The sequence below is a fragment of the Shewanella carassii genome, from assembly GCF_019670705.1.
Lineage (GTDB): Bacteria > Pseudomonadota > Gammaproteobacteria > Enterobacterales > Shewanellaceae > Shewanella > Shewanella carassii.
In genome coordinates, this window is the sequence record NZ_AP024618.1 from 240,204 (window position 1) to 252,863 (window position 12,660).

8 protein-coding genes and 2 rRNA genes are annotated in these 12,660 nt (G+C 49.7%); 7 read left to right on the top strand and 3 right to left on the bottom strand.

Going from position 1 to position 12,660, the window contains the following annotated elements:
• Position 1: 1 nt before the first annotated feature.
• Positions 2 to 688 carry a heme exporter protein CcmB gene (gene ccmB, locus K5621_RS01185; protein WP_100141791.1) on the bottom strand — a complete coding sequence of 229 codons (687 nt, stop codon included), beginning with the start codon at positions 686 to 688 and terminating at the stop codon, positions 2 to 4.
• 12 nt (positions 689 to 700) lie between these two features.
• Positions 701 to 1,348 (bottom strand): cytochrome c biogenesis heme-transporting ATPase CcmA, encoded by a 648-nt coding sequence (gene ccmA, locus K5621_RS01190; RefSeq protein ID WP_100141790.1) that lies wholly within the window; start codon positions 1,346 to 1,348, stop codon positions 701 to 703.
• 321 nt (positions 1,349 to 1,669) lie between these two features.
• Between ccmA and K5621_RS01195 the strand changes: the two genes are divergently transcribed.
• On the top strand, positions 1,670 to 1,963 hold the full coding sequence (locus K5621_RS01195) for a c-type cytochrome (RefSeq protein ID WP_100141789.1): 294 nt from the start codon (positions 1,670 to 1,672) through the stop codon (positions 1,961 to 1,963).
• 60 nt (positions 1,964 to 2,023) lie between these two features.
• On the opposite strand, the gene ccmI is transcribed toward K5621_RS01195, so the two are convergent.
• Positions 2,024 to 3,277 (bottom strand): c-type cytochrome biogenesis protein CcmI, encoded by a 1,254-nt coding sequence (gene ccmI, locus K5621_RS01200; RefSeq protein ID WP_221050215.1) that lies wholly within the window; start codon positions 3,275 to 3,277, stop codon positions 2,024 to 2,026.
• Between the two features lie 455 nt (positions 3,278 to 3,732).
• Here ccmI and K5621_RS01205 point away from each other — a divergent pair, with 455 nt between their 5' ends.
• The 6 genes from K5621_RS01205 to K5621_RS01230 all read left to right on the top strand — a co-directional run bounded on the left by K5621_RS01205 (position 3,733) and on the right by K5621_RS01230 (position 12,499).
• Positions 3,733 to 5,709: a heme lyase CcmF/NrfE family subunit gene (locus K5621_RS01205; RefSeq protein ID WP_100141787.1), complete on the top strand. Its 1,977-nt coding sequence runs from the start codon at positions 3,733 to 3,735 to the stop codon at positions 5,707 to 5,709.
• 16 nt (positions 5,710 to 5,725) lie between these two features.
• Positions 5,726 to 6,280 carry a DsbE family thiol:disulfide interchange protein gene (locus K5621_RS01210; protein WP_100141786.1) on the top strand — a complete coding sequence of 185 codons (555 nt, stop codon included), beginning with the start codon at positions 5,726 to 5,728 and terminating at the stop codon, positions 6,278 to 6,280.
• Positions 6,277 to 6,756 (top strand): heme lyase NrfEFG subunit NrfF, encoded by a 480-nt coding sequence (nrfF, locus tag K5621_RS01215; protein ID WP_100141785.1) that lies wholly within the window; start codon positions 6,277 to 6,279, stop codon positions 6,754 to 6,756. The genes K5621_RS01210 and nrfF overlap by 4 nt, the downstream gene beginning before the upstream one ends.
• Positions 6,756 to 7,340, top strand: a complete 585-nt coding sequence (locus K5621_RS01220; RefSeq protein ID WP_221050216.1) for a TlpA disulfide reductase family protein — start codon at positions 6,756 to 6,758, stop codon at positions 7,338 to 7,340. The genes nrfF and K5621_RS01220 overlap by 1 nt, the downstream gene beginning before the upstream one ends.
• Positions 7,341 to 7,773: 433 nt before the next feature.
• A 16S ribosomal RNA gene (locus tag K5621_RS01225) occupies positions 7,774 to 9,318 on the top strand.
• 289 nt (positions 9,319 to 9,607) lie between these two features.
• Positions 9,608 to 12,499, top strand: a 23S ribosomal RNA gene (locus K5621_RS01230).
• The 16S and 23S rRNA genes sit together here, the layout of an rRNA operon.
• Positions 12,500 to 12,660 lie beyond the last annotated feature (161 nt).

Sequence of the window (12,660 nt, forward strand, 5' to 3'; positions counted from 1 at the left end):
TTTAGTTGGTACTCACTCGCAAAGAGGCACCGATAGCAAAAGGTGCCAAGACTAAAGAACCGACCAGCATGGCGCCTAGAATCGCCAACTGACCATCATAGGGTTGTTTGGATGCTGCAAAGTCGATCGCGCCGGTCGCAAAAATCAACACGGGTATATAGAGCGGTAATATCAATAAACTCAGCAACACACCGCCCTTACGTAATCCCACTGTTAAGGCCACGCCTATGGCGCCAAGTAAGCTCAATACAGGTGTCCCTAGCACTAGGGTCGCAATCAGAGCTCCGTAACTGTTGTCGTCCAAATGCAATAACACTGCCAACAAGGGGGCTATTATAATTAAAGGTACGCCAGTCAGTAACCAGTGAGCAAACACTTTGGCCAGTACCAATAGTGCCAAAGGCTGCGGGCTGAGCAACATCTGTTCTAAACTGCCGTCACTGAAGTCGGCCTTGAACAGGCGTTCCAGTGACAACATGGCTGCCAACAAGGCCGCAACCCAGATAATTCCGGGGGCAATCCGGGTTAATACCTGCTGCTCAGGCCCTATACCCAGTGGGAACAGGGTAACCACTATGATAAAAAACAATAGTGGATTAAAAATGTCACCACGATGACGTACGGCAATCTGTAGATCCCGTTTCAGCAGGGTGAAAAATGCCTTGGTAAAACTAATGCCTCTATTCATCTCTGCTAAGCCTTATACGAAGCGATAATCCAAGCGGATCTTCCGTAACCTTTCATCTGAAATGATGCCCATGTCTTGGTGAGTTGTCAGAATGACGCAGCCACCGGCATCGGCATGGCGAATATAGAGTTGCTCCAATTCTGCAACCCCTTTCTTGTCTATCGCGGTAAAGGGTTCATCCAAAATCCAGATTTTACAGGCGGTATGCCAGAGCCTGGCAAGCGCAGTTCGTCTATGTTGGCCGGCAGAGAGGTGGCCCGCAAGGGCATCTTCAAATCCAGCCAAGTTTACTTTGGCAAGGATATCCCTAGCATTGAAAGCATCATACCCGCTGATTCTTAAATTGAAGTTAAGGTTCTCCTCGGCAGTTAGCTCACTTTTTACACCCGCGAGATGGCCTAAGTAGAGTAGGTTTTCATTGAACTCATCGCGGCAACGAGTGATAGCCTCTCCTTGATAAAGGACTTCACCACCATAAGGACGCGATAAGCCTGCGAGAATTCTCAATAAGCTAGTTTTGCCAGCACCATTGGGACCCTCAATTTGAACTATATCGCCGGGGTGAATATCGAAGCTGAGTTCATCGAATAGTATCCGTTCTTCGCGGATACAAGTGAGACTGCTTGCCGACAGCAGTGTTGTAGGTTTTGGTTCTGCCACTGAGCCCTCTATAACAAGCGGTAAGGAAACACAAGGGATATTAACACATGCTCTGTCTGGGGTTTACCACCGTATCGCACTAAGTTTCAGCAATTTGATGTGCTTCCAATAAAAATAAATTTTTGGGAACTTTTTAACTTGTTACTAATATATAACGGCTTCGAGAGCCATTCCTTGATCAGTTTTGGGGTGCGAGATTTTGATCACAAAAGAGTGAGTTTTGTTGAAGTTTGTTGTACTCTTAGCGAGCCATAATGAGTCTGCCCGCTATTTCAAGGGCGGCATTGAGCTTTGTAAGTATTTGCATTAGGAACATTGAACATGAAAAAATTGTTAGCAATGACTGCAGTAGCTGCATTGACTATGTCTGTAAACGTCTCCGCCCAAGAAGGTGAGGCCGTTTACAATAAAGCTTGTCAGGTCTGTCATAGCATGGGTGTTGCCGGTGCACCTAAAGCACACGATGCTGCTGCTTGGGAACCACGTCTGGCCAAGGGTATCGACACACTGCTGAATAGTGTTAAGTCTGGTTTGAATGCAATGCCTCCTGGTGGCATGTGCACAGATTGTACTGATGATGATTACAAGAACGCCATTGAGTTTATGTCTAAGTAATCGTATCTCATCATAAAAAAACCGGCTCACGCCGGTTTTTTTATGTCTTGCAACTTAGGATTACTGCACTTCGGTATCCAACACCAGTTCACCACTGGCGCCAACCTTGATGCTTGCTAGTTTACCTTGCAGGTCACCTGGTTGAGGTTTCACGCTGCCATGCTTGGACAATACCGCAATCACTTCAACGTCTGTCGCATCGCTGAGTTTGACGTTGCCGCCCATGTTGGTGGAGTCATCCAGGGTCACAGTTACTGGTAATGACTTGGCACTAACCTTGGTCGCTGCCAGCGGAACTTTCGGGCCTTCTGTTGCTCTGGCAAAGATGAACAGCATATCGGTATTGCTTACCTTGGCCGCCAGTTCCGGAGCAATAGACACATTCAGTGTTACTGTTTTGGCTGTAGTCACCTTCACGCCTTTATGAGCTTCGTCATTCGGAATGGTGACTCCACCTTCTGCTTGCAAGCGCATCTTGGCGCTGTCGATGGCATTGATCAGTGCGGCGCGATCTACGTCGGCTCTATCGCTGTCGAGGATAGTCTGCCAAGCACCGATGGCCTTGTTGTAATCTGCAGTAAAGAATGCATCCATACCCACTAGTAGCAGAGTGGATGGATCTTGTGGGTCCAGCTTCAGAGCTTGGTCTATGAGAGACTGCACCACAGGGATCATCTGTTGACCGGCTTTGTAATATAGGGCGGTTGCTTTGGGTCCCAACAGCTCGGCATGAACCCCAACAAGTTCAATTACTTTATCGAAGGCCGCGACTGCCTGATCATACTGCCCGGTAGAAATATAGGCGTGCCCTAAACTGAACCAAGCTTGGCTGTTTTCAGGCTCCTGTTGTACGGCAGATTCCATAATTTGTACCTGCTGCATCATGATCTGTTCACTACTCATACCAGCATGGGGATTCTCTGGTTGAGGTGAATCTATGTTCTGGTAAGCGCCTAACTGCTGATAGGAATAACCGGCCACGACCAGTAATACCACTGACATTAGACTTGGCCACAGCAGACCCTTGGGCTTGGCTTGGGAGTCGAGTGATTCATCGTCCCCTTGTTTAATATCCTGTAGTAAGCTGACTTCCAGTTCCTTTTTCAGAGACTCGAACTCATCTTCGTCCAGCCGTTCTTCCTGGTGTTCTTTTTCCAGGATAGCTAGTCGTTCATTAAACAGTTCTAGATTGGTTTGCCTACGGACACCAGACTCTTCTGCTTTCAGCAGCTTCTGTTGCCGGAAGTGAGGAAGCCAAATCAGCGCCAGGCTGACTAACACAACAATCGCAATAAAAATCCAAAAAGTGGTCATTATGTTTATTTCACGTTGGTTTGTGACAAAGCGGGGTTACCGCACGGCTTGACTGCAAGATTATACGGAAAGATGATTCATTGAACAGTAATATAAGTACCCCTCCAAGGTTTATAGTCATAGTTGGGCACTGGTTCACAGTTCCAAATTTCAGCAAAAAAATCAATGAAACTTCTCTATTTAATGCCTGTCACAGTTCTGTGTCATGCCGTCTTATCGCCACTGATACAGGCCCTTCAGAGAATGAGAGCCGCGACCCAGAATTGGTGGAAAATGGCAGACAGGAACAAAAGCAAATACTAAAATGAGCAAAAATTCGTAATATATGCCTGTTAACGCTTGCGGCTTTTTAAGCCGTGATTAAGTTAATAAGGTGATGGTGTGAGCCCCCGTAGTTGTGCGTCTGACCAGGATAGAAGCTTGGCAGACATTGACCTGGAAACTGAGGAAAACCCATGATCCCAGAACTTGGACATTTCTCACTGATCATAGGGATGGCGTTTGCAGTATTGCTGATGACAGTCCCGTTAATCGGTGTTGCCCGCAAAGACCAATACTTAGTGCGTTATGCTTGGCCACTGAGTTACGGTATGTTTTTTTTCATCTTGTTATCGGTAATCGCGCTCGGTTACAGCTTTGCTACCGATGACTTCTCAGTCGCCTATGTGGCCCATCATTCCAACTCTCAACTGCCCATCTTCTTTAAGATTGCTGCTGTCTGGGGTGGACATGAAGGTTCACTGTTGTTTTGGGTTTTCTCGCTTTCTGTTTGGGCCGCTGCTGTAGCCTTCTTCAGTAAGGGGTTGGAAGAGGTGTTCACTGCCCGGGTATTGGCCGTGTTGGCGATGATAACCATAGGCTTTACCTTGTTTATGCTGCTCACTTCCAGCCCATTTGAGCGTTTGTTCCCAATTCCGGCAGAAGGCCGAGACCTTAACCCTATGTTGCAAGACGTAGGTTTGATCTTTCATCCTCCCATGCTGTATCTGGGGTATGTTGGCTTCTCAGTCAGCTTTGCCTTCGCCATTGCCGCGCTGATGAGTGGGCGACTGGATTCTGCTTGGGCTCGTTGGAGCCGTCCATGGACTCTGGCTGCCTGGATCTTCCTCACTGGTGGTATCGCATTGGGCTCCTGGTGGGCATATTACGAGTTAGGTTGGGGCGGTTGGTGGTTCTGGGACCCGGTTGAAAACGCGTCCTTTATGCCATGGCTTGTTGGTACAGCTCTGGTTCACTCCTTGATAGTGACCGAAAAGCGTGGTGCCTTCCGCAACTGGACAGTACTCCTGTCTATCTTTGCCTTCTCCCTGAGTTTATTGGGTACCTTTATCGTTCGTTCTGGCGTGCTGACCTCAGTGCACTCCTTTGCGGCAGACCCAAGCCGGGGTATGTTCATTCTGTTGTTGCTTGGTTTGGCTATCGGTGGTTCGTTGACCCTGTTTGCTTTCCGCGCCAGTGAAATGAGCAGTCCTGCCCGGTTCGATCTTAAATCCAAAGAAACTATGCTGCTGGTCTGTAACGTATTGCTGACCGTGGCTGCTGGTACTGTACTGCTCGGTACTCTTTATCCACTGCTGATCGATGCACTGGGTATGGGTAAGATTTCTGTTGGCCCACCATACTTTAACGCAGTATTTGTTCCTATCGTGTTGGTATTGTTTGGCTTTATGGGTGTCGGCCCCATCATTCGCTGGAAAAAATCCAAGCAAGGTGAGCTCAAACGTCAATTGTTGGTACCTGCGATCATCTCGGCTGTGCTGGGCATAATCGCACCATTCATTGCCGGTGGTGAGTTCAATATCTGGGTGGCCCTGGGTATAGGTGCGGCTGTCTGGATTGTGTTGGCGACCATGCGTGCCGGTTACAACGTGATTAAGGCAAAAGACGGTAGTGTTAGTCTGGCTCGTATGGGGCGCAGTGAACTGGGGATGATCATTGCTCACCTAGGTATCGCTGTCTCAGTGGTTGGCGCCACCATGGTATCCAACTATTCAATTGAAAAGAGCGTGCGCATGGGCCCAGGTGTGAGCCATGAACTGGCCGGTTACACCTTCAAGTACCTTGAAACCCGTAACGTTGTCGGTCCTAACTACACGGCCCAGCAAGGACAGGTTGAAGTACTGAAAGATGGTGAAAAGATTGCACTGTTGCAACCGGATCGTCGTCAATACAATGTTCGTACCATGGATATGACCGAAGCGGGTATCGATTGGGGTCTGTTCCGGGATCTCTATATCACTATGGGCGACCCCGTCAGCCGTACTGAGTTTGCAGTGCGACTGAACTACAAACCTTTTGTTCGTTGGTTGTGGTTTGGCAGTATCTTTATGATGGTTGGTGGTTTCTTCGCGGCTTCTGACAAGCGTTATCGCGCCAAGGCTCGTGCTGAAGAGGCTGCCGCAGCCAAGAAAGCCAAGCTGGCAACAGCCTGAAACGGGTAAGAAGAAGATGAAGAAGCTAGTACTTTTTGTTCCATTAATATTGTTTCTTTTGATGGGAGTCTTCCTTTACAAGGGACTGTTCTTGAATCCGCAGCAGTTGGATTCCGCACTGGAAGGCAAGCCTGTGCCTGCCTTCCAACTGGAGAAGTTGGATAATCCCGGGGAGATGGTCACCAACGAAGATCTCAAGGGCAAGGTATCCATGCTGAACGTATGGGCAACTTGGTGTCCATCCTGTAAGTATGAACATCCTTACCTGATGCAACTGGCTCGTCAGAATTTGATACCTATCCATGGTATCAATTATCGTGACGAGCGTGCACTCGCAATGAGAGAACTTTCTCGTCAAGGTGACCCTTATACGCTGAATATCTATGACAAGGACGGCCGTCTTGGTCTGGATCTCGGGGTATATGGTGCACCGGAAAGTTTCATCGTGGATCATAACGGCATCATTCGTTATCGCTATGCCGGACCGGTTGATATGCGGGTTTGGAAAGAAACTCTGTATCCCATGATCCAACAATTGCAGGCTGAGGCTGCTAAGGATAACGCGTCATGAGAAAGCTGTTGCTGAAGACCTTTGCTGTTGCTGCGCTCCTGTTCGGCTATGCCGCTCAGGTGGCGGCCACGCCGGTGGACACTTTCGAGTTCAGTTCTCCAGATAAGCAAAAGCGGGCATTGTCGCTGGCTCATGAGTTGCGTTGCCCTCAATGTCAAAACCAAAACCTGATCGATTCCAACTCTCCCGTTGCTCGCGATCTGCGTCTTGAAGTTTACAAGATGGTGGAAGAGGGCAAGGCCGATGATGAAATTGTCCAGTTCATGACCAGTCGCTACGGTGAGTTCGTTCTCTATAAGCCAAGGCTTGAGACTAAGACTTATGTCCTGTGGTTGGGGCCTGTGGCGTTACTGTTGTTCGGTGGTTTGATTGGTTTTATCTTCATCCGTAAGCAACGTACTTCTGGTGGTAAAGATCTTGAACTGTCCGCCGAAGAACAACGCCAGTTGGATGAGTTGTTGAAGCGAGACAAGTAATGAGCAAACTCAGATACTCATTACTCTTGTTGGCGTCCCTGTCACTGGGGGCGCAGGCTTATCCCGGTATGCAGCCAAAGGATCACAATCAGATCCAATCCAGTGTCGACAAAATCAATGTGCTCCCCCACAGCTTTCCCCTAGAAGTGGTGCCGTTCCAAGATAAAACCGGTAGCCAACTGGATTTCAGTCAGTACAAGGGAAAAGTAGTGTTGGTCAATATCTGGGCCACATGGTGTCCTCCCTGTGTCAGGGAGTTGCCTGCTCTGGAACGGCTCGAAGGGCAGTTCAGTGATAAAGAGTTTGCCTTGTTGCCTATTTCCATCGACCAAGGTGGCCAGGAACAAGTCGCTGGCTTTCTGCAGTCTATAGAGATGGCGAATTTTCGCAGTTACTACGATCCGCAGATGCAGTTGGGACAGATATTTCCACTCGATACTATCCCCGCGACCTTTATTCTTAATGGTAAAGGGGAGCTGATTGCCTTTGTTCGTAGCTTTGTCGACTGGGATGACCCAAAAGCGATAGCCTTACTCAAAGGTTTCATTGAACAGGAAAATGCCCCTAAGTCGGCTGCAAACTAGCTAAATCTGGTTGCAAAACAGCCATAATGACTGAAAAAGATCGTTTTTGCCTAAAATATCGGCAAGCGATCTTTTTTCTTTTAAAAAGCCCTTGCACAAAAGTTCAGGCTCCCTATAATGCGCTCCCACTGACACGGCACAGCGGCAACGCGAAAGACGTGACAGGGTCGACGAAAAGAGACTCTTGAGTCCTTTCAACGACAGGCGAAAAAAGATGGTAAATACCTCTTGACGCCGCAGCAGGAAAGCGTAGAATACGCAGCCCTGACCCGATGGCCACAGCGTCTAAGGGATTGCTCTTTAACAAGATAAACAAGCAAATCTGTGTGGACACTCACAGGCATTGAGAAATCGACAAAACGATTTAACTCGATGAAGAGTGTTCATACGAACAGAATTCATTGAGTCGAACCTTCGGGTTCAACCAAAACTTTAATTGAAGAGTTTGATCATGGCTCAGATTGAACGCTGGCGGCAGGCCTAACACATGCAAGTCGAGCGGTAACATTTCAAAAGCTTGCTTTTGAAGATGACGAGCGGCGGACGGGTGAGTAATGCCTGGGAATTTGCCCATTTGTGGGGGATAACAGTTGGAAACGACTGCTAATACCGCATACGCCCTACGGGGGAAAGCAGGGGACCTTCGGGCCTTGCGCTGATGGATAAGCCCAGGTGGGATTAGCTAGTAGGTGAGGTAAAGGCTCACCTAGGCGACGATCCCTAGCTGGTCTGAGAGGATGATCAGCCACACTGGGACTGAGACACGGCCCAGACTCCTACGGGAGGCAGCAGTGGGGAATATTGCACAATGGGGGAAACCCTGATGCAGCCATGCCGCGTGTGTGAAGAAGGCCTTCGGGTTGTAAAGCACTTTCAGCGAGGAGGAAAGGTTAGTAGTTAATACCTGCTAGCTGTGACGTTACTCGCAGAAGAAGCACCGGCTAACTCCGTGCCAGCAGCCGCGGTAATACGGAGGGTGCGAGCGTTAATCGGAATTACTGGGCGTAAAGCGTGCGCAGGCGGTTTGTTAAGCGAGATGTGAAAGCCCCGGGCTCAACCTGGGAACCGCATTTCGAACTGGCAAACTAGAGTCTTGTAGAGGGGGGTAGAATTCCAGGTGTAGCGGTGAAATGCGTAGAGATCTGGAGGAATACCGGTGGCGAAGGCGGCCCCCTGGACAAAGACTGACGCTCAGGCACGAAAGCGTGGGGAGCAAACAGGATTAGATACCCTGGTAGTCCACGCCGTAAACGATGTCTACTCGGAGTTTGGTGTCTTGAACACTGGGCTCTCAAGCTAACGCATTAAGTAGACCGCCTGGGGAGTACGGCCGCAAGGTTAAAACTCAAATGAATTGACGGGGGCCCGCACAAGCGGTGGAGCATGTGGTTTAATTCGATGCAACGCGAAGAACCTTACCTACTCTTGACATCCAGAGAACTTTCCAGAGATGGATTGGTGCCTTCGGGAACTCTGAGACAGGTGCTGCATGGCTGTCGTCAGCTCGTGTTGTGAAATGTTGGGTTAAGTCCCGCAACGAGCGCAACCCCTATCCTTACTTGCCAGCGGGTAATGCCGGGAACTTTAGGGAGACTGCCGGTGATAAACCGGAGGAAGGTGGGGACGACGTCAAGTCATCATGGCCCTTACGAGTAGGGCTACACACGTGCTACAATGGTCGGTACAGAGGGTTGCGAAGCCGCGAGGTGGAGCTAATCTCATAAAGCCGGTCGTAGTCCGGATTGGAGTCTGCAACTCGACTCCATGAAGTCGGAATCGCTAGTAATCGTGGATCAGAATGCCACGGTGAATACGTTCCCGGGCCTTGTACACACCGCCCGTCACACCATGGGAGTGGGCTGCACCAGAAGTAGATAGCTTAACCTTCGGGAGGGCGTTTACCACGGTGTGGTTCATGACTGGGGTGAAGTCGTAACAAGGTAGCCCTAGGGGAACCTGGGGCTGGATCACCTCCTTACCTAAGCGATAATTGGTGTTTGTTGAGTGTTCACACAGATTGCTTGTTCATAGAGCAGGCCGTTGACCCTGGTAGGTCAATGAGTTCTTTAACAATTTGGAAAGCTGATAGTAGACATCAAAACCACTTTTAGGAGTTGGATTTGATGCATACAAATTGAGTTCTCAAACACTTCAATCAAGTGTTTTGGAAATTCTTCAAGGCGAGTCCACTTCCTTAACCCGGAGGTGAGACAAGTAAACCTAAGCTGGTTGCAATACAAACCGATGAAAACTCATCCGGGTTGTATGGTTAAGCGACCAAGCGTATACGGTGGATGCCTTGGCAGTCAGAGGCGATGAAGGACGTAGTAACTTGCGAAAAGCGTTGGTGAGCTAGTAACAAGCATTTGAGCCAGCGATGTCCGAATGGGGAAACCCGGCACCATAAGGTGTCATCAATACGTGAATACATAGCGTATTGAGGCGAACGAGGGGAACTGAAACATCTAAGTACCCTTAGGAAAAGAAATCAACCGAGATTCCCCAAGTAGCGGCGAGCGAACGGGGATTAGCCCTTAAGTCTTTGGGGTGTTAGTGGAATGTGTTGGAAAGCACAGCGGCACAGGGTGATAGCCCCGTACATGTAAACTAACCAGAGATGAAAACGAGTAAGGCGGCACACGTGATATGTTGTCTGAATATGGGGGGACCATCCTCCAAGGCTAAATACTCCTGACTGACCGATAGTGAACCAGTACCGTGAGGGAAAGGCGAAAAGAACCCCTGTGAGGGGAGTGAAATAGAACCTGAAACCGTATACGTACAAGCAGTGGAAGCGGTACTTGAGACCGTGACTGCGTACCTTTTGTATAATGGGTCAGCGACTTACATTTAGTAGCGAGGTTAAGCGAATAGCGGAGCCGTAGGGAAACCGAGTGTTAACTGCGCGTTTAGTTGCTAGGTGTAGACCCGAAACCCGGTGATCTAGCCATGGGCAGGTTGAAGGTTGAGTAACATCAACTGGAGGACCGAACCGACTAATGTTGAAAAATTAGCGGATGACTTGTGGCTGGGGGTGAAAGGCCAATCAAACCGGGAGATATCTGGTTCTCCTCGAAAGCTATTTAGGTAGCGCCTCGGACGAACACCTTTGGGGGTAGAGCACTGTTAAGGCTAGGGGGTCATCCCGACTTACCAACCCTTTGCAAACTCCGAATACCAAAGAGTGCTATCCGGGAGACAGACGGCGGGTGCTAACGTCCGTCGTCAAAAGGGAAACAACCCAGACCGTCAGCTAAGGTCCCAAAGTAATTGCTAAGTGGGAAACGATGTGGGAAGGCTTAGACAGCTAGGATGTTGGCTTAGAAGCAGCCATCATTTAAAGAAAGCGTAATAGCTCACTAGTCGAGTCGGCCTGCGCGGAAGATGTAACGGGGCTAAGCAATTCACCGAAGCTACGGGTACTGATGCTTGCATCAGTGCGGTAGAGGAGCGTTCTGTAAGCCGTTGAAGGCGAAGGGGTAACCCACGCTGGAGGTATCAGAAGTGCGAATGCTGACATGAGTAACGATAAAGGGGGTGAAAAACCCCCTCGCCGAAAGACCAAGGGTTCCTGTCCAACGTTAATCGGGGCAGGGTGAGTCGACCCCTAAGGCGAGGCTGAAAGGCGTAGTCGATGGGAAACGGGTTAATATTCCCGTACTTCTGCTAACTGCGATGGAGAGACGGAGAAGGCTAGGCCAGCGCGGCGTTGGTTGTCCGCGTTTAAGGTAGTAGGTGGTGTGCTTAGGCAAATCCGGGCACACATACACTGAGAGCTGATGACGAGTCCCTACGGGGATGAAGTGGTTGATGCCATGCTTCCAGGAAAATCTTCTAAGCTTCAGGTTAGCAGGAATCGTACCCCAAACCGACACAGGTGGTCGGGTAGAGAATACCAAGGCGCTTGAGAGAACTCGGCTGAAGGAACTAGGCAAAATGGTACCGTAACTTCGGGAGAAGGTACGCTGCCGGCGGTGAAGACCTCGCGTCGTAAGCTGCTGGCAGTCGCAGATACCAGGTGGCTGCAACTGTTTATCAAAAACACAGCACTGTGCAAAATCGCAAGATGACGTATACGGTGTGACGCCTGCCCGGTGCCGGAAGGTTAATTGATTGGGTTATCTTCGGAGAAGCTCATGATCGAAGCCCCGGTAAACGGCGGCCGTAACTATAACGGTCCTAAGGTAGCGAAATTCCTTGTCGGGTAAGTTCCGACCTGCACGAATGGCGTAATGATGGCCACGCTGTCTCCAGCCGAGACTCAGTGAAGTTGAAATTGCGGTGAAGATGCCGTATACCCGCGGCTAGACGGAAAGACCCCGTGAACCTTTACTATAGCTTGGCACTGAACATTGACCCTACATGTGTAGGATAGGTGGGAGACTATGAAGATGAGACGCCAGTCTTGTTGGAGTCAACCTTGAAATACCACCCTTGTAGTGTTGATGTTCTAACCTGGGCCCCTAATCGGGGTTAGGGACAGTGCCTGGTGGGTAGTTTGACTGGGGCGGTCTCCTCCCAAAGAGTAACGGAGGAGCACGAAGGTTGGCTAAGTACGGTCGGACATCGTACGGTTAGTGTAATGGCATAAGCCAGCTTAACTGCGAGACAGACACGTCGAGCAGGTGCGAAAGCAGGTCATAGTGATCCGGTGGTTCTGAATGGAAGGGCCATCGCTCAACGGATAAAAGGTACTCCGGGGATAACAGGCTGATACCGCCCAAGAGTTCATATCGACGGCGGTGTTTGGCACCTCGATGTCGGCTCATCACATCCTGGGGCTGAAGTCGGTCCCAAGGGTATGGCTGTTCGCCATTTAAAGTGGTACGCGAGCTGGGTTCAGAACGTCGTGAGACAGTTCGGTCCCTATCTGCCGTGGGCGTTGGATGATTGAGGGGAGCTGCTCCTAGTACGAGAGGACCGGAGTGGACGAACCGCTGGTGTTCGGGTTGTCATGCCAATGGCATTGCCCGGTAGCTACGTTCGGAATCGATAACCGCTGAAAGCATCTAAGCGGGAAGCGAGCCCCAAGATGAGTCATCCCTAGGTCCTAGAGACCTCTGAAGAGCCGTTCGAGACCAGGACGTTGATAGGCAGGGTGTGTAAGCGTTGCGAGGCGTTGAGCTAACCTGTACTAATGACTCGAGAGGCTTAACCATACAACCCAGATGGGTTTTACGGACTTGAAGAAGTCGATACTTGATTGAAGTTTGAACTCAAGCTCTGAAAAGAGCACAGCTTTCTGAATTTAGGAATGAATTTATCAAATACATCCCTGTATTTGACCCTAACGGGCCGCGCTAAAGCGCGTTTAAAATTT

Coding starts and splice junctions, on each gene's coding strand:
- ccmB (WP_100141791.1), bottom strand. CDS start 688: ATGAATAGAGGCATTAGTTTTACCAAGGCATTTTTCACCCTGCTGAAA.
- K5621_RS01195 (WP_100141789.1), top strand. CDS start 1,670: ATGAAAAAATTGTTAGCAATGACTGCAGTAGCTGCATTGACTATGTCT.
- ccmI (WP_221050215.1), bottom strand. CDS start 3,277: ATGACCACTTTTTGGATTTTTATTGCGATTGTTGTGTTAGTCAGCCTG.
- K5621_RS01205 (WP_100141787.1), top strand. CDS start 3,733: ATGATCCCAGAACTTGGACATTTCTCACTGATCATAGGGATGGCGTTT.
- K5621_RS01210 (WP_100141786.1), top strand. CDS start 5,726: ATGAAGAAGCTAGTACTTTTTGTTCCATTAATATTGTTTCTTTTGATG.
- nrfF (WP_100141785.1), top strand. CDS start 6,277: ATGAGAAAGCTGTTGCTGAAGACCTTTGCTGTTGCTGCGCTCCTGTTC.
- K5621_RS01220 (WP_221050216.1), top strand. CDS start 6,756: ATGAGCAAACTCAGATACTCATTACTCTTGTTGGCGTCCCTGTCACTG.